Consider the following 16753-nt stretch of genomic DNA (forward strand, 5'->3'; position numbering starts at 1 on the left):
TCCGGGGCCATAACCCGGATGACATCCCGCCCCTGGCCCCCTGGTTCCGACAGATCGGGGGGACGGTTAAATCGTCTTAATCGTCTTCAGTCTCATCCCAGGTATCGGCGATCTCGTTGCGTCCCTGGGCGATCTCGAGCGCGTTGCGGGCTTCCGCCTGCGTCTCGTAGGGGCCCATGCGGTTTTTGAAACCGGTGGCCTTGCCCTGGGTCACCTCTCCGGTGGACAGATCGTAGTACCACTTTAGATCGTTCTCATGCATGCCCTATACCTCCTACGTAATCGCGAATCGGCTGCGTGCGCCCCACTATAGTGACGTGCACTGTTTGCAGGGGAGGATCAGGTCGATTCGGCAACGGGCTAAAGTAGATCTGTTCACTACCGTTTCGTCATTCCATCCAGTTCAGGGAGGCCGGCCACCCCATGCCCATCTGGCAGCCAGTATTTTCCGATCCAGCGGACACCACCGCTGAGATGACACCCCAGAGGCTGCTCGACGCCGCATGTTCCCGTCATAGAGGCATTTTCGGCACGGACCCCACCGGTGGTGCCACGGCCCCCTCGACGTGGTCACTGCTCGGTGAGCACACCGACCACAGCGGTGGCATCGTGCTCGCCTCGTGGGCGCAGTGGTCAGTGGCGGTGGCGGTCAGCCCCAACACCGACGATGTGATCACCGTAGCGACGGTAACGGGTGGGGAGATGGACGTCGAGAAGCACTCACTCGGGGTGGACGAGGTCGCGGCACGCGCCGCCGCGCAGCAGACAACGGTCAACGCACATGGTCGTCCCTCCCCCGCCCCGGTACCGGAGGGTGGGATCGCGGCGCGGCTGGGTGGCCTCGCCTGGACGATGATCCACCGCCAGATGCTGTCGAGGGACACCTGTGGCCTGGATATCACCGTGGTTTCCACCATCCCGGAGGGCATCGGATTGGGTGAGGTGGCCGCGACTGATGTGGCAACAGCTCTCGCGTTGTTCACCGAGGACACCGACGAGGCCCCGATCCGGGCTCGTCTCGCTGAGATCTGCTCCCAGTCCGCTGCCATGTTCGCCGAGATCCCCCCGCTGCGGGCGCGACACACCACCGCGTTGCGGGGTGAACGGGGGAAAATAGCCGTGATCGACTACGCCGACGGATCCGTCACCCAGGTTCCCCATCCGGTCAACCGGTCCGCGGGCCTGTCGGCCTACCTGGTTGCACCCCCCACCCCCGACCTCGACCTCGACCCCCAGGAAACTCGACGTCGGCAGTACTTCATCGATGAGGCCACCCGGGCGTTCAGTGTGGAATCACTGCGTCTGCTACCCGATGCCCCCGTCCGGGTCACGGAGTGGCTGGAGGCGGTCATCGAGGTCGCCGGCAGGAAGAACCTGCCGCCGGTGGAACAGGCCCGCAACTGGTTGAGCTTCTGGGAGGCGGAGACCATCCGGGCGCAACGGTTGACCCGCGCGCTGCGGGCCCGCCGCCGTCAGGACATCGCCCACCTCGTCACCACGTCGCAGAATGATCTGAGCTGCGTGTACGGTGTCCCGGACAGTGAACGCGCCCTGGTGGATCTGTGCCAGGCACGGGGGGCGGTGTGCGCCCGCAGCGCCAGCGCAGGCATCACCCGCGGGGTGGTTGTGCTTGTCGACGCCCGCCACGCCACCAACTTCGCCGCCGACCTGGCGGACGACGGTCTGCTCGTGGTGCCCCTCGGCCACGGCGAGGTGGCCGAGAAGGCTTTCTAGTAGTACCCCGCTCAGTCCGCCGGCCAGGCGAACTGCACGGTGCGGGTCACCGGATCCGCGGTGATGAGTGTGAACTTCCGTCGGGTCCCGGCCTGCGGAGCACCCTGGCACCGGGCGAACACGGGCGGGTCCACGATGAACAACCGGGCGGTGGACCTTTCCTCCTCGCTGGAGAGCACCACCCCGGTGAAATTCTGCCCCACCCACGGCCGCAGCACCGTGGCCTCCGCGAGATCCAGACAGGCGTTATCCACCTGGCTGGCCAGCTGCGAGGTGCGTTTCATCGATTCCAGCACCGCTTCCTCGGTGTCCAGCACCCAGGCGGGTACGTCGTATCCACCGGCGATGGCCAGACAGTGCTCGGTGGCGAAACGGTCCACCAGCCTGCGCAGCGGTGCGGTGACGTGGGCGTAGAATCCCCCCACCCCGTTGTGCACCTCGGTGCCACCCGTGGCGATGCTGACATACCCGGACCCCCGCAGCAGCTTCTGGGCCTCGCGCTGTATCGCCATGCCGGTGGGGTTGTTCGGATCCACCGACTGCAGGAACTCACCGATCGGCTGATCCACGGGCAGGTCATAGCCCAGGGCCCCGGCCTCGAAACGGAACATCGACTCGGAATCCTCTGTGGCGGGTGCCAGGGTGCGCAGCAGGCCGTGACCGGCCTGGACCATCATGGTCCCGGCGACCATCCCGGTGAGCAGGGAGATCTCCGAGTTGTAGTCCATGATCGGGTGACGAGGCTCAATGATGACCTCGAAATGCCCGTCGGTGTCCTCCCCGGGGACCCGGACGACCCGCTGGCTCGGGATGGAGAGGTTGATGGCCTCGCGTCGTAAAGCGCTTTCCTGCCGCAACCGGCCCACCGCGGGCAGGTGCTGGATGCTGGGGTGCAGACACCCCCGGTCCAGGTCCGCCTGGGCCTGGTCGTAGTCCAGACGGGCCCGGGACCGGACCAGGGCACGCCGCACATCCGCACCGGTGACCTCCCCGGCCTCATCAAGATCAATGGACCACACCACCGCCGGGCGGTCCTGCCCCTCCAAGAGGCTGGCTGACCCCTCGGATATTTCCTGTGGGTGCAGACGCGCCGGGGAATCAGGCAGGTAGATGGTCTGTCCGCGTTCCAGGGACACCCGTTCCAGCTCGCTGCCGGGGGTGATGAAGGCGGCGACATCGGCGATGGCGTAGTGGACAAGGAAACCGGAGTCACGGCGCTCGATGTAGACGGCCTGGTCCAGATCACGGGACCCTACAGGGTCAACCGTGACAAAGGGCATGTCCCGCAGATCCACGCGCTGATCCGCGAACCGGTCCCGGGCAGCTGCCGCCTCACGGTGCAGCGCGGCCGGGAAATCCCGTTCCACCCCGAATTCCTCGGCGATGGGATCGAAGTCGAGGGCTGCAGCATAAAGCTTCATGCGCTCCAATTGTTCCACAGCCCAAAAATACGTGCAGGGCGAATGAGCCGGTGCATAAGCCGGATTCTGTTCCCGCGGGCCGGGCCGAAACCCTACCCGCGGGCGGTGAACATCCATCTCGGACAGCCATTGCTGACTGCCTCCAGCAGCTACCTGCAGACTCGGCGAGCAGCCTTTAAAACGCCTGCACAGACACACCCATTGGAGTGCGTCCTCATGCCTTGCTCCCGGTGGGGTTTACCTGGCCAGACCAGTCACCTGGCCTGCCGGTGCGCTCTTACCGCACCCTTTCACCCTTACCACCGGCCAAAACCGGTGGCGGTCTACTTTCTGTTGCACTTTCCCGCGGATCACTCCGGGTTGCCGTTAACAACCACCGTGCTCTGTGGAGTCCAGACTTTCCTCGGCTGATGCCTGGGTGATCCAGTCACCTTGGTTCATCAGACGCGATCACCTTGACCGACTCATTCGCAAGCTGTGATTCTACCCGTGTCATACCGGATGACGGTAACCGCCCCGGCGAGCACCCGGAGAACGCCCAGAGAGCGCCCGGCAAGCACCCCGGCGCGCGCCCGGCAAGCACCCCGGCGCGCGCCCGGCAAGCACCCCGGCGCGCGCCCCGGTGAGCGCCCTGGTCCCTGCCGGTTCAGCTGTCCAGATGCGAGGTGTCGTTGAACAGGCGGACGCAGGTGGGGCCATCGGAGTAGAACTCGGCGATCGACAACGAGGCCAGGTCCAGGTGTGTCTTCTTGAAGAAGGACGGGCTGGCATCCAGTGCCTGCCGCAGAATCGACTTGATAGGGGTGACATGGCTGACCACCAGAACATTGGCTGCGCCGTAGTCCTTCTCGATCAGTTCACGGGCCTTCTTCACCCGACGGTGCACCTGCTGGAGGGATTCACCCCCGGGTGGTGCCACCGAGGTGTCGGTCAGCCAGCGGCTGTGCAGTTCCGGATCGGATTCATGGGCTTCGGAGAAGGTCTTGCCATCCCACAGCCCGAAATCAGCCTCGATGAGGTCATCGATGATCCGGACCTCCAGCCCCATCTGGTCCGCCGCCGCCCCGGCGGTCTGCACGCACCGGCGCAGCGGGGAACTGACGATGACATCAATACCCCCACGTTCAGCGAGTTTCCTGGCCGCCGCCTGAACCTGACGCTGTCCCAGCTCGGACAGTTCCGGGTTGGAGCGGCCGGAGTACTGCCGCGCCGCGGACATGGCGGTCTGGCCGTGCCGGAGCAGGAGCAGACGGGTGGGGTCGGTGGTGGCACCGTTCCAGGTCGCCGGCTTGGTGGTGGGACAGTTGAGGTCCTCACCGGTGGGCTTGTCGACGCCCGTGACGGTCGCATCCGTCGGATCGGTCATATCCGACACCACCGGCGTGCCATCATCGATGGGGCCCTCCGGTTTCCCCGCGGCCGCGGCATCCATCGCCACATTGGACAGGTGATCGGCGGCCTTGTTCTTCTCCCGGGGAATCCACGTGTAGGTGACCCGTCCGATGTCACCGGCGAGGTTGCGGGCCTCCATCGCGAGGGTCTTCATGTCCGGGTGTTTGATCTTCCACCGGCCGGACATCTGCTCGACCACGAGCTTGGAGTCCATGAACACCTCCACCTCGGTGGCCCCGAGTTCACGTGCCACGCGCAAGCCCTCAATGAGCCCACGGTATTCCGCGACGTTGTTGGTCGAGCGGGTACCCACCACATAGGCGATCTCGCGGAGGATCCTCTCCCTGTTCTCGGAGTAGACCACGGTGCCGGATCCGGCGACGCCGGGGTTTCCGCGGGAGCCACCATCGGCTTCGATAATCAGTTTCATTGACACATCATTTCCATAAAAGTCATGAACCGGCTGGCAGCTGCGCCTCTTCCGCAGCCCACCGCCGGTTGTGGTGATCCGCCCGGAATCATCCGGGGTGTAGGTGGTGACCCCAACGCAGCAGGTCACCACATGAGGGTTCTAGGAGATGTCGCGGATCAGGTAGGACCCACACTCCGGACACTGTGGAAGCTCATCGGCCGGTGCATTACGCACCTCGGAGACCATGCCGGCGGGCAGGACCATGGCGCACCCGCCACAGGAACGGCCGTTGAACTGCGCTGCACCCACACCGTTTTCCATGCGCTGGGCCTGGTATTCGGTGATGACCTCGGCGGGCAGCTGTGCGGTCAGGCGGGCGATGCGGTCGCGGGGGTCCTCCTCACCGGCGGTGAGATCCCGGGCGGCCTCCAGCGCCTCGCGGGCCTGTGCGACCTCGCGTTCCGCGTCTTGAACCCGAGACTGGGCGAGATCGCGGTTGTTGCGCAGCGCGTGGATCTCATTGTGCGCCTCCTGCAGTTCACTCATGAGATCGGCGATGCGGGACTTCGCGGTGTACAGGTCATGCTGGAGGTCCCGGCGGCGGTCCTCATCGGTCTCCGCCCCCAGTGCATCCTGGCTGTCCTTCTTGCGGCGGCGCAGTTTGCGTTCATCGGACTGGATGCGCAGGATCTCGTTTTCCATGTCATCGACGACCATCTGCGCGGCCGCCGCGGCGTCACGCAGGCGGATGAGGTCAGCCTGGGCCTTGTCCATGGTCTCCTGCTCGGGGGACAGTTTGCTCTGGGCACCTGCGGTGAGGGCACGTTCGGCGTTGGCCAGCTCAAGAAGGGTCTTCTGCTGCTGCTGATCAAGTTTCATCTGTGGTTCTCCTACCGTGACATCTCCCGGGGGCTGCCCGTCGGTTGTCTACAGTTGTGTCGTTCTATCGCATCTGAGCATTATGTGGGACCGGTGCGGGTCCGGTCCGGTGTTGTCGTCATGTCAGTTAAGTCTAGGCGCTCGGGTGATACAACCAGGGGTCGGTGTGGTGCTGGGCGGATCGTCAACAAGCACCACCGACCGCCTACCGCGCCGGGGTGGCGGACATGGTCCAGGGATCGGTCCGGATGTTGAGCACCTCCACGGACACCTCCGGGGCCTGCGCGGCCAGCAGGTCACGCACCTGGGCGGTCCAGGGGAATTCACTGGCCCAGTGCGCGGTGTCAACCACGGCGGGCCCCCCGGCGCGCAGATACTCATCGACCGGGTGGTGGCGCAGATCCGAGGTGACGTACACATCGACCCCGAGGCGGCGGACATCATCGAGGAAACTGTCACCGGAACCGGAGGACACCGCCACGGTGGAGACCATCTGGTCCGGGTCGCCGGTGGCCCGCACACCCCACACGGTGGCGGGCAGCTGATCGGCGACCTGCTGGACGAAATCCGCCAGACGCATCGGCTCCGGCAGCTGGCCCACCCGGCCCAGCCCGTAGGCGGTCTCCAGGGCGTCGGTGGCGGGCAGCTCCACCACATCGAAGGCGGGTTCCTCATAGGGGTGCGCTTCCCGCACCACCTCCAGCAGGCGCGCGCGCAGGCGGCGCGGGGCCACGAACTCCACCCGGAGTTCGGAATCCCGGAAGAGTTCACCGACGGTGCCCTCGGTCGGGTCGGCCTCCCCCACGGGGCGGAACTGGCCGGTGCCGTTGATCTCGAAGACGCATTCGGTGTACTCGCCGATTTCACCCGCCCCGGCGTCGAAGAGCGCCCGTTTCACCTGGCGTGCATCCTTCTCCAGGACATGCACACCCCACTTGTCCAGGGCGTCCAGGTAGCGGGGGGCGATGGGACGGCCCGGGGTGATGCCGACCAGTTCGGCGAGTTTGTCATTGACACCCGGGCGCGCCGAATCGGCGTTGGTGTGCGCGGAGAACAACGCCACCCCGCCGCGGATGAGGGTGTGGATGACCCTGCCCTTGGGTTCGTCAGCGGCCACGGAGGTCACCCCGCGCAGCAGCAGGGGGTGGTGGATGATGAGCATGTCCACGCCGAGCTCCACGGCGCGGTCGGCGACCTCCTGGGTGCAGTCGAGAGCCAGGGCAACCCGGCGCACCGGTTCCCCGGGATCCCCGCAGATCAACCCGACCTTGTCCCAGCTCTCTGCCAGGGCGGGCGGATACGCCTGGTTCATGATGGTGCGGATATGGCCAATGGTCAGATCACTCACGTGTGGTCCCCTCATGGTTGTGTTCGGTCGTGGGGTGCAGCATTCTCCTGCGCTCATGCCCCGATATCGGCGATGGCCTGCAGCAGTGCCGCCACCTGTGCGGGTTCGCGGACAGCCAGGCGCCAGAACCCCGAGTCTAACCCAGGGAAGGTGTCGCACCGCCGTACCGCGATCCCTCGGTCGGCCAGGGCACGCCGTGTCCGCTCCGCGCGGTCCGCCCCACCGGGTGGCTGCACCAGGAGGTACGGTGCCGCGGAGGGGTGGACGGTGAATCCCGCTGTCTCCAGTGCCGTCACCATGGACTCCCGGTTGCGTGCGATGTCGGCGGTGATGGTTGGCAGATGCGGTGTGCCCTGCTCCATGACCGCCTGGATGGCCCGGAGCTGGAGGGTGCCCAGGGGCCAGTGGGCCCGACCGCGAGACAGACGCGTCACGGTCTCCGCGTCGGAGATGAGGTACCCGCACCGCAGCCCCGCCAGGGACCATGTCTTGGTCAGGCTGCGCAGCACGATCAGTCCGGGGATCTGCCCGATCCGGGAGATCATCGATGTGGCATGGGTGTGGTCGGCGACATCGAGGAAGGCCTCGTCGATCACCAGATACCGCCATGGTTCCGCGAGGCGGGACAGTTCATCCACACCGTAGAGACGCCCGGTGGGGTTGGTCGGATTGCCGATGACCACCAGGTCCGCCTCCTCATGGACCTCACCGAACCCGAGCGCGTCGATGGCGCGATCCAGATCAAACGGTGCGCGCAGCACCACCCGGTCGACATCGATGCCGGCATCCACCAGGCAGGCCTCCGGTTCGGTGAAACCGGGATGGATGATCACCGGCCACGCTGGCCGCAGCCGGGCCAGCAGTGAGAACCCCTCGGCCGCACCGTTGAGCAGCAGCACCTGTTCCGGGGTGACACCGTGGTGGGCGGCGACCGCGGCGGTGGCGTCGCGGTACAGCTCGTGCCCGGGGTAGGAACCGAGCGTGTCGACGCCCGACCTCACCACCTCCCGCAACCAGTCCGGCGGGGCATCGGCCTGCACATTGACGGCGAAATCAAGCACCGCACCGTCCGCAGCCCGGTCACCGTGGTAGCGGAGGGGATCACACAGGGGATCATCGTGGGATGTAGTCACGCGGTTCATAGTACTTTCTGGCACTGTGGGTCATGTGACTGAGCAAGTTGGAAAAACGCTGTTGTTTGACCTGGATGGCACCCTGGTGGATTCCTTCCCCGGCATCCGGGAGTCCTTCCTCCACACCCTGACGGTGATGGATTGGGAGATCCCCCCGGAGGAACGGATCAACCGGGTGCCGGGCCCACCGATGGAACAGACCCTGCAGGATCTGGGGATGTCCCCGGAGATGGCGCAGGAGGGACTCCAGATCTATCTTGCCCACTACGGTGAGGTCGGATGGGACATGTCGACGGAGTTCTCCGGCATGCGTGAGCTGTTGATCCGGCTGAAGGAGCAGGGTTACCGCCTGTGCACCGCCACCTCCAAGGGTGAGCGTTTCGCGGAGCGGGCCCTGCGGAAATTCCACATGTTCGATCTCTTCGACTTCATGGGGGCGGCCCAGGAGAACGGTCCCCGCCGTGAGAAGTCTGCGGTGATCCGGCACGTCATCGACCATGTGGATCTCACCGCCGGCGATCCGGGCTTGGATCGCGTCCTCATGATCGGGGACCGCTCACATGACATCGAGGGCGCAGCACAGTTCGGTATCGATTGCGTCGCGGTAACCTGGGGTTATGGCACGCCGGAGGAATGGGCACACGCCCGCCACACCGTGACTGATGCCCATGAGCTTGAAAGGATTATCCATGAGTGGACCTGAACCGGGGCGACCGCTGGAGATCGTCTTCGTGTGCACGGGTAACATCTGTCGCTCCCCCATGGCCGAGGTCATGGCGCGGCAGGAGGCGGAGCGGGCCGGACTGGGTGATGCAGTCATCTTCTCCTCCTGCGGCATGGGCCACTGGCACATCGGGCAGCCCGCGGATCGCCGGGCGGTGGTTGAACTGCGCGCCGGTGGTTATGACGGTTCCACCCACCGTGCTGCCCAGCTCGGCCCGGAACACATGCGCGCCGATCTCTTCGTGGCCATGGACGGCGGACATGCCCATGAACTGGCTGCAACCGGTGCCCCGAATGACAAGATCCGCCTCCTGCGTTCCTTCGACCCCGGGTCCGATCCCAGCGATGATGTGGCGGATCCCTATTACGGCACAGACCGGGACTTCACCCTGGTCCGGGAGAACATCAGGGATGCCCTGCCGGGTTTGCTGGACTGGGTACGCGAACAGACTTCCCCGGCATCCTGACCGCGGTATCCTGTGATCTTCGCGGGATGTGGTAGAGACGGCTTAGGTCTTTGCCGCATTTAGTTCTAAGGTGTGAGGTGTGGAAAGCAAGGTAACGGGCCCGGAGACCGGGCGCAGCGGAAGTACCCGGGACCGGAATGTGCGCAGCCGTTATTCGGGTGAAGTGACAACAGGTGCCACCAGGACCTCCCAACAGAAACCCAAGGGCCTGAGGGCTTTCCTCTCGCCCGGGTGGATCCTGTCGCTGCTGGTGATGCTCACCTTCTCCTATGCGGCGTTCACCATGCTGGCACCGTGGCAGTTGAACAAGGATGAGGAGATCATCCAGCGCAACACCCAGATCCAGGAGGGTTATAACCGCGAGGTGGTTCCCTACTCCGAGGTGTTTGATGCCGATGGCAGCGTACCACCGGAAAACGAATGGTATCGGGTGTCGCTGACCGGGCAGTACCTCCCGCAGAATGAGGCACTGCTGCGCCTTCGCCCCGTCGAAACCACCCCGGCATTCCAGTCCCTGACCCCCTTCCAGCTCGAGGATGGCCGGACCGTTCTGGTCAACCGTGGTTTCGAGGCCTCCCAGGGCACGATCGTTCCGGAGATGGAACCCGCACCGTCCACCCCGGTCACCATCGTCGGCATTGCGCGTCTCAACGAGGGCATGCCCGAGAACGCCCCCCTGGAGGACAGCGGGTACAAGCAGGTCTACGGCATCAACACCCAGCAGGTGGGTGAGCTGGTCGGCCTGGACCTGGGCGAGGACTACGTCCAGCTTCTCGACGACCAACCCGGTGTCCTCAACGCCATGCCCATCCCCCAGCTCGACCGCGGCAGCCACCTGTCCTACGGCATGCAGTGGATCGCCTTCGGTGTGATGGCTCCGATCGGCCTGGGTTATTTCATCTGGGCGGAGATGCGTGAGCGTCGCCGTGACAAGGCTGAGCGCGCCGAGATGTCCAGCCAGCCGGACTCCGTGCTCGCCGCTGGACCGGCAGGATCCGCCAACACCCCCGATGCCACCGTGCCCACCGCATCCGCCGTCAGCACCACGGAGGATACCGCCCCGACCCCGGCACCCACATCAACAGCCAGGGAGCGTCACCGCCGGTCGCGGTATGGCGACCAGCACCCCGATCACTACCGGAAGATCGGCAGGCGCTCGGAGGAGCGCTTCTAGCGCCGTCGACCTCCTACCATCGCCAGCCCCGCGGCCACCGCGGCGCTGGCGATCTGTGTTGTACGGGACAGGGACACGGCACGGCGCACATCACCCGCCACCGGGGCAGGGCCACGGCCCATGCGTGGGCGGTTCTCCGCCCCGTGCGCATAGATCGTTGCCCCGCCCAGGGTCACTCCCAGCGCCGCCGCGGCGGTGGCCTCCACCGGCCCGGCATTGGGACTGGGGTGCCGCGGGGCATCCTTCCGCCAGGCACGAACCGCCTCCCCGCTGCGTCCCTCCACGCCCGCCAGTCCGGTGTGGATGAGCGCGGTCAACCGGGCAGGCACCCAGGCGGCGAGATCATCCATCCTGGCCGCTGCCCATCCGAAATCCCGGTACCGGTCATTGCGGTAGCCCACCATGGCATCGAGGGTGTTGATACACCGGTGTGCCACCACCCCGGGTGCGCCCGCCATACCGGCCCAGAACAAGGAGGCGACCGCCGCATCCGAGGTGTTCTCCGCCAGGGACTCCACCGTGGCACGGGCGATGCCGGGGGCGTCGAGAAGCTCCGGGTCCCGGGAGCACAACCAGGGCACCAGTTCGCGGGCCTGCTCCACCCTGTCCGCCTCCAGGTGGTCCGCCATGCGGGTTCCCGTGCGTTCCAGCAGGGATCCACCCAGGCATGACCACAATGTCGCTGCTGTCGTGGCGGCCGGCCACCGCCGGTGAGCGATCGCGGAGACCACCACGGGCGGGATCACGGCCGCAGCGAGGAAGAGAATGCCGCTGCGGCGGTCGTCCCGGTGGAGCCTGCCCTCCAACCAGGATGCATAGGCTCCATATACAGCCACCGGGTGCCAGGAATGCTGTGGATCGGGAAGAAGGCGATCAGTCACGACTCCCGCGATGATCCCCCGGACTCTGGCGTTCATGTGTTCCCCTGCGGATTGGTGGCACTGACGAATGACAACAGGCCACATGAGGTTTCCCTCATGTGGCCTGTTGTCCAGATACTGCTTCTGTGCGCCCTGACGGGCTCGAACCGCCGACCTGCTGGGTGTAAACCAGCTGCTCTTCCAGCTGAGCTAAAGGCGCGCACGTCCCCCACGGATTGTCAGATAATCCGTGAAAGCAACGAGGGATACCCTATCACACCACCACACGGGCCCGGAAATCGGACCCCGTGGCCCGTGACCACCGCGGTGGGGACGGGACTAGGCCTTCTTGGCGCTGCGCTGGACCAGGCAGGAACCCTGCCAGGCACCCAGACGCTCAGCCTTGGTCTGAACCATGCCCGCGAGCTGGGCCGATTCTGAGATCACACCGGGCGAGAGAGCGCCGACCTTCCCGATACCAGGCGTGAGCAGCCACACACGACCGTTCTCAGCGAGGGAACGAATGGAGTCAACGAGGCCGTCGACGAGATCGCCGTCCTCCTCGCGCCACCAGAGCAGCACGACATCGCACAGCTCATCGGTATCCTCATCCAGGAGTTCCGCGCCGATGACATCCTCGACAGACTCACTGATCTGCGAATCGCAGTCTTCGTCCCATCCGATTTCCTGGACGCTCTGACCCGATTCGATCCCGAGTAGTTGAGCATAATCCTGGGCACCCTGCTTGACTGTGCCCGGAGCGTCGGCCACTGTATGTTCCTCCTGTGAATTGAACCCCCGATATGAAGAAGGGGCAGTTCACCTTTGGAACCACCTCCCGAGGGCTATTGACGTTTGCCCTTCGCACAATACCGCGCATAGCGCAGAAGTTCCCATATTTCCTGGGAAATATTCCCCAATTCTCCCCCACTTTAAGCAAGAACATCCTTTTGACGGATTTCCCACCTATCCCAAGTCGGATGCCCAGCCCCTACCAAACGCTCCCCGGATTCCCGCCCATGAACCACCCGGGGCCACCACCGCGGACATACACAGGACCCCCGGAGACCAAAAGTCGACATCAGACCTCATTTTGATTCGCAGCACGGCCAAACATGAGAGAAACTTCACATTTTGAATTTCCCCTTTCCTGCATATGGAAAACCGCCGGTGACACCCCTGCCATTTGGGCAGCTCCCCCCACCTCACCATGTCCACATTTTCCATAATGTGGCCTGTAACACCCTTGGGCTCAAGGCTTCCACGCCCCACCGGGACCCTCATCAGCAGGTGAAACAGACCCTCCTGCAATGCTTTGTTAAAAAGAACCGCCCTTTGTGCGTATCCTTGTGTCAATTGTGCGCGCACTGCCACCAGCTTTCCTCAGGATTGAACACGGTCGGGAAATCCTCCCCGGATACCCTGCACGCCCCACCTCCCACACCGACACCGGCGGGGAGGGCCGGGCACGTTTTCAGCTGCGGGTGATGGAAGCGGTCGCCGGTCCCCCGGTCGCATAAACGAAATGAAAAACATTCCAACAGGAGGTGTGGAAATGGCCGATCAAGCAAAACTTGGTGGCAAACCCACAGATGACACCAACTTCGCGATGATCCGTGATGGCGTTGCATCTTATTTGAACGACTCCGACCCGGAGGAGACCAAGGAGTGGATGGACTCCCTAGACGGTCTACTGCAGGATTCCTCTCCGGAGCGCGCCCGTTACCTGATGCTGCGCCTGCTGGAGCGGGCATCCGCCAAGCGTGTCCCACTGCCCCCGATGACGTCCACCGATTACGTCAACACCATCCCCACATCCATGGAGCCCGATTTCCCGGGTGATGAGGAGATGGAGAAGCGCTACCGCCGCTGGATGCGCTGGAACGCCGCCATCATGGTGCACCGTGCCCAGCGCCCGGGAATCGGTGTGGGTGGGCACATCTCCACCTACGCCGGCGCCGCCCCACTCTACGAGGTCGGTTTCAACCACTTCTTCCGCGGCAAGGACCACCCGGGTGGCGGTGACCAGGTCTTCTTCCAGGGTCACGCCTCCCCGGGCATGTACGCCCGCGCCTTCCTCGAGGGCCGTCTCACCGAGAGCGATCTGGACAGCTTCCGCCAGGAGGTCTCCTACGAAGGTGGTGGCATCCCGTCCTACCCGCACCCGCACGGCATGCCGGACTTCTGGGAGTTCCCGACCGTGTCCATGGGCCTCGGGCCCATGGATGCCATCTACCAGGCGCGCTTCAACCGCTACCTGCACAACCGTGGCATCAAGGACACCTCGGAGCAGCACGTCTGGGCATTCCTCGGTGACGGCGAGATGGATGAGCCGGAGTCCCGTGGTCTCATCCACCAGGCTGCGCTGAACAACCTGGACAACCTCACCTTCGTGATCAACTGCAACCTGCAGCGTCTTGATGGCCCGGTCCGCGGTAACACCAAGATCATCCAGGAACTCGAGTCCTTCTTCCGTGGTGCCGGCTGGTCCGTCATCAAGGTCATCTGGGGCCGTGAGTGGGATGAACTGCTGGAGAAGGACCAGGACGGTGCTCTTGTCGAGGTCATGAACAACACCTCCGACGGTGACTACCAGACCTTCAAGGCCAATGACGGTGCCTACGTCCGTGAGCACTTCTTCGGCCGTGACCCCCGCACCCTCAAGCTCGTCGAGGACATGACCGACGAGGAGATCTGGAAGCTGCCCCGTGGTGGCCATGACTACCGTAAGGTCTACGCCGCCTACAAGCGTGCGCTGGAGACCAAGGACCGCCCGACCGTCATTCTCGCCCATACCATCAAGGGCTACGGCCTGGGCCACAACTTCGAGGGCCGCAACGCGACCCACCAGATGAAGAAGCTGACCCTGGATGACCTGAAGCTGTTCCGTGACAAGCAGGGTCTGCCCATCACCGATGAGGAGCTGGAGAAGGATCCCTACCTGCCTCCGTACTACCACCCGGGTGAGGACGCACCGGAGATCAAGTACATGAAGGAGCGTCGCCAGGCGCTCGGTGGTTTCCTGCCGGAGCGCCGTGAGAAGTACGAGCCACTGCAGGTTCCCCCGCTGGACAAGCTGCGGTCCGTGCGCAAGGGTTCCGGCAAGCAGCAGGTGGCCACCACCATGGCCACGGTGCGTACCTTCAAGGAACTCATGCGGGACAAGAACCTGGCCGACCGCTTGGTCCCGATCATCCCGGATGAGGCCCGCACCTTCGGCCTGGACTCCTGGTTCCCGACCCTGAAAATCTACAACCCGCACGGTCAGAACTACGTGCCGGTCGACCATGACCTCATGCTGTCCTACCGTGAGGCCAAGGACGGCCAGATCCTGCATGAGGGCATCAACGAGGCCGGTTCCGTGGCATCGTTTATCGCCGCCGGAACCTCCTACGCCACCCATGGCGAGGCCATGATCCCGCTGTACATCTTCTACTCGATGTTCGGCTTCCAGCGCACCGGTGACGGCATCTGGGCCGCAGCCGACCAGATGACGCGTGGTTTCCTCCTGGGCGCCACCGCCGGTCGCACCACCCTGACCGGTGAGGGCCTCCAGCACATGGATGGCCACTCCCCGATCCTGGCCTCCACCAACCCCGGTGTGGAGACCTATGACCCGGCGTTCTCCTACGAGATCGCGCACCTGGTCCACCGCGGCATCGACCGCATGTACGGACCGGGCAAGGGTGAGAATGTCATCTACTACCTCACCATCTACAACGAGCCAACCCCGCAGCCGGCTGAGCCTGAGGATCTGGACGTCGAGGGCCTGCACAAGGGCATCTACCTCTACGACAAGGCCGCCGAGGGTGAGGGCCATGAGGCCTCGATCCTGGCCTCCGGCATCGGCATGCAGTGGGCACTGCGCGCCCGTGACATCCTCGCCGAGGATTACGGCATCCGTGCCAACATCTTCTCCGCCACCTCGTGGGTGGAGCTGGCCCGCGACGGTGCCCGCCGTAACCTGGAGGCGCTGCGCAACCCGGGTGCGGATGTCGGTGAGGCATTCGTGACCACCCAGCTGAAGAAGGGTTCCGGCCCCTACGTCGCGGTGTCCGACTTCGCGACCGACCTGCCGAACCAGATCCGCGAGTGGGTTCCCGGTGACTACATCGTCCTCGGTGCCGACGGCTTCGGTTTCTCCGATACCCGTCCGGCAGCCCGTCGTTACTTCAACATCGACGCCGAGTCCATCGTCGTGGCGGTCCTGCGCGGCCTGGTCCGCGAGGGTGTCATCGATGCCTCCGTGGCGGCGCACGCGGCTGAGAAGTACAAGCTGTCCGACCCGACGGCACCACAGGTCGATCCGGACGCACCGATCGAGTAGACCTGCTTGTCGACGAAAAACACCCCCGCCCCCTCACATGATGAGGGGGGCGGGGGTGTGCTCGTTTACGGCGGGTACAGGGGGGTATCAGCCCAGCATCGCCTTATCGGAGAGCGTCGCGCCCTTGATCTTGGCGAATTCCTGCAGCAGATCCCGCACGGTGAGCTTCTGCTTCACCTCTGCGCTGGCCTCATAGACGATCCGTCCCTCGTGCATCATGATGAGGCGGTTACCCAGGCGGATAGCCTGTTCCATGTTGTGGGTGACCATGAGGGTGGTCAGTTTGCCGTCCTCGACGATCTTCTCGGTCAGGGTGGTGACCAGTTCGGCTCGCTGGGGGTCCAGGGCGGCGGTGTGTTCGTCGAGAAGCATGATCTTGGGCTGGGTGTACCCGGCCATGAGCAGTGACAGCGCCTGTCGCTGACCACCGGAGAGCAGACCCACCTTGGCGGTGAGTCGGTTTTCCAGGCCGAGTTCAAGCCGGGCCAGTTCCTGCCGGTACAATTCCCGCCGTTTGGTCGACAGGGCCATGCCCAAACCGCGCTTGCGGCCGCGCAGCAGCGCCAGCGAGAGGTTCTCCTCGATGGTGAGATTGGGGGCGGTGCCGGCCAGGGGATCCTGGAACACCCGTCCGATGAACCGGGCCCGCTTATGCTCGGTCATCCTGTTGACCTGGGTGCCGTCGATGGTGATGGTGCCGGAATCCATGAGCAACCGCCCGGAGATGGCGTTGAGCATGGTGGATTTACCGGCACCGTTGGACCCGATGACGGTGACGAAGTCGCCTTCCTTCATCTCCAGACTGAGGTCGGAGAGCGCCCGGCGCTCATTGACCGTACCGGGGAAGAAGGTCTTGCTGATATTGGAGAGGGTCAACATGGGC

General features: G+C 64.6%; 14 protein-coding genes, 1 tRNA gene and 1 other RNA gene. 5 read left to right on the forward strand and 11 right to left on the reverse strand.

Annotated elements, in window-relative coordinates; genetic code table 11:
* Nucleotides 1-76: 76 nt before the first annotated feature.
* A complete protein-coding gene (locus CE_RS10560; RefSeq protein WP_006768133.1) occupies nucleotides 77-262 on the reverse strand; it encodes a hypothetical protein in 186 nt (61 codons plus the stop codon).
* 161 nt (nucleotides 263-423) lie between these two features.
* Here CE_RS10560 and CE_RS10565 point away from each other — a divergent pair, with 161 nt between their 5' ends.
* Entirely contained in the window at nucleotides 424-1734 is a 1311-nt protein-coding gene (locus CE_RS10565; protein ID WP_006768134.1) for a galactokinase family protein, read from the forward strand.
* A gap of 11 nt (nucleotides 1735-1745) precedes the next feature.
* On the opposite strand, the gene CE_RS10570 is transcribed toward CE_RS10565, so the two are convergent.
* The 6 genes from CE_RS10570 to cobC all read right to left on the reverse strand — a co-directional run bounded on the left by CE_RS10570 (nucleotide 1746) and on the right by cobC (nucleotide 8328).
* Nucleotides 1746-3155: an RNB domain-containing ribonuclease gene (locus tag CE_RS10570; RefSeq protein ID WP_006768135.1), complete on the reverse strand. Its 1410-nt coding sequence runs from the start codon at nucleotides 3153-3155 to the stop codon at nucleotides 1746-1748.
* 39 nt (nucleotides 3156-3194) lie between these two features.
* An RNA gene (gene rnpB, locus CE_RS14545) (RNase P RNA component class A) lies at nucleotides 3195-3622 on the reverse strand.
* 179 nt (nucleotides 3623-3801) lie between these two features.
* Nucleotides 3802-4977, reverse strand: coding sequence for a bifunctional RNase H/acid phosphatase (locus tag CE_RS10575; RefSeq protein WP_006768136.1), 1176 nt, complete (start codon nucleotides 4975-4977; stop codon nucleotides 3802-3804).
* A 141-nt stretch (nucleotides 4978-5118) separates the two neighbouring features.
* Nucleotides 5119-5838 carry a zinc ribbon domain-containing protein gene (locus CE_RS10580; RefSeq protein WP_006768137.1) on the reverse strand — a complete coding sequence of 240 codons (720 nt, stop codon included), beginning with the start codon at nucleotides 5836-5838 and terminating at the stop codon, nucleotides 5119-5121.
* Between the two features lie 205 nt (nucleotides 5839-6043).
* Nucleotides 6044-7201 (reverse strand): Nif3-like dinuclear metal center hexameric protein, encoded by a 1158-nt coding sequence (locus tag CE_RS10585; RefSeq protein WP_006768138.1) that lies wholly within the window; start codon nucleotides 7199-7201, stop codon nucleotides 6044-6046.
* A 38-nt stretch (nucleotides 7202-7239) separates the two neighbouring features.
* The gene (cobC, locus tag CE_RS10590; RefSeq protein WP_006768139.1) at nucleotides 7240-8328 is read right to left on the reverse strand and encodes an Rv2231c family pyridoxal phosphate-dependent protein CobC; all 1089 of its coding nucleotides are present in this window, start codon (nucleotides 8326-8328) and stop codon (nucleotides 7240-7242) included.
* Between the two features lie 25 nt (nucleotides 8329-8353).
* On the opposite strand from cobC, the gene CE_RS10595 reads away from it, so the two are divergent.
* The 3 genes from CE_RS10595 (at nucleotide 8354) to CE_RS10605 (ending at nucleotide 10683) form a co-directional block, all read left to right on the forward strand.
* Nucleotides 8354-9022 (forward strand): HAD-IA family hydrolase, encoded by a 669-nt coding sequence (locus CE_RS10595; RefSeq protein WP_006768140.1) that lies wholly within the window; start codon nucleotides 8354-8356, stop codon nucleotides 9020-9022.
* The gene (locus CE_RS10600; RefSeq protein WP_035108857.1) at nucleotides 9009-9509 is read left to right on the forward strand and encodes a low molecular weight protein-tyrosine-phosphatase; all 501 of its coding nucleotides are present in this window, start codon (nucleotides 9009-9011) and stop codon (nucleotides 9507-9509) included. Before CE_RS10595 ends, CE_RS10600 begins: the two co-directional genes overlap by 14 nt.
* Nucleotides 9510-9588: 79 nt before the next feature.
* Nucleotides 9589-10683: an SURF1 family cytochrome oxidase biogenesis protein gene (locus tag CE_RS10605; RefSeq protein WP_011075783.1), complete on the forward strand. Its 1095-nt coding sequence runs from the start codon at nucleotides 9589-9591 to the stop codon at nucleotides 10681-10683.
* Here the strand turns inward: CE_RS10605 and cbiB are convergent.
* The 3 genes from cbiB to CE_RS10620 form a co-directional block, all read right to left on the reverse strand.
* The gene (cbiB, locus tag CE_RS10610; protein ID WP_006768143.1) at nucleotides 10680-11600 is read right to left on the reverse strand and encodes an adenosylcobinamide-phosphate synthase CbiB; all 921 of its coding nucleotides are present in this window, start codon (nucleotides 11598-11600) and stop codon (nucleotides 10680-10682) included. The two genes, CE_RS10605 and cbiB, sit on opposite strands and share 4 nt — an antisense overlap.
* 90 nt (nucleotides 11601-11690) lie before the next feature.
* A tRNA-Val gene (locus CE_RS10615) sits at nucleotides 11691-11763 on the reverse strand.
* Between the two features lie 119 nt (nucleotides 11764-11882).
* Nucleotides 11883-12314 (reverse strand): DUF3052 domain-containing protein, encoded by a 432-nt coding sequence (locus CE_RS10620; protein WP_006768144.1) that lies wholly within the window; start codon nucleotides 12312-12314, stop codon nucleotides 11883-11885.
* 784 nt (nucleotides 12315-13098) lie between these two features.
* Here CE_RS10620 and aceE point away from each other — a divergent pair.
* Entirely contained in the window at nucleotides 13099-15870 is a 2772-nt protein-coding gene (gene aceE / locus CE_RS10635) for a pyruvate dehydrogenase (acetyl-transferring), homodimeric type (protein ID WP_006768146.1), read from the forward strand.
* 87 nt (nucleotides 15871-15957) lie between these two features.
* On the opposite strand, the gene CE_RS10640 is transcribed toward aceE, so the two are convergent.
* Nucleotides 15958-16749, reverse strand: a complete 792-nt coding sequence (locus CE_RS10640; protein WP_006768147.1) for an ABC transporter ATP-binding protein — start codon at nucleotides 16747-16749, stop codon at nucleotides 15958-15960.
* Nucleotides 16750-16753: the final 4 nt, after the last annotated feature.

The sequence above is a fragment of the Corynebacterium efficiens YS-314 genome (genome assembly GCF_000011305.1).
GTDB classification, from domain to species: Bacteria; Actinomycetota; Actinomycetes; order Mycobacteriales; family Mycobacteriaceae; genus Corynebacterium; species Corynebacterium efficiens.

Coding starts and splice junctions, on each gene's coding strand:
- CE_RS10575 (WP_006768136.1), bottom strand. CDS start 4,977: ATGAAACTGATTATCGAAGCCGATGGTGGCTCCCGCGGAAACCCCGGC.
- CE_RS10585 (WP_006768138.1), bottom strand. CDS start 7,201: ATGAGGGGACCACACGTGAGTGATCTGACCATTGGCCATATCCGCACC.
- CE_RS10565 (WP_006768134.1), top strand. CDS start 424: ATGCCCATCTGGCAGCCAGTATTTTCCGATCCAGCGGACACCACCGCT.
- CE_RS10600 (WP_035108857.1), top strand. CDS start 9,009: ATGAGTGGACCTGAACCGGGGCGACCGCTGGAGATCGTCTTCGTGTGC.
- CE_RS10640 (WP_006768147.1), bottom strand. CDS start 16,749: ATGTTGACCCTCTCCAATATCAGCAAGACCTTCTTCCCCGGTACGGTC.
- CE_RS10580 (WP_006768137.1), bottom strand. CDS start 5,838: ATGAAACTTGATCAGCAGCAGCAGAAGACCCTTCTTGAGCTGGCCAAC.
- aceE (WP_006768146.1), top strand. CDS start 13,099: ATGGCCGATCAAGCAAAACTTGGTGGCAAACCCACAGATGACACCAAC.
- CE_RS10560 (WP_006768133.1), bottom strand. CDS start 262: ATGCATGAGAACGATCTAAAGTGGTACTACGATCTGTCCACCGGAGAG.
- cbiB (WP_006768143.1), bottom strand. CDS start 11,600: ATGAACGCCAGAGTCCGGGGGATCATCGCGGGAGTCGTGACTGATCGC.
- cobC (WP_006768139.1), bottom strand. CDS start 8,328: ATGAACCGCGTGACTACATCCCACGATGATCCCCTGTGTGATCCCCTC.
- CE_RS10570 (WP_006768135.1), bottom strand. CDS start 3,155: ATGAAGCTTTATGCTGCAGCCCTCGACTTCGATCCCATCGCCGAGGAA.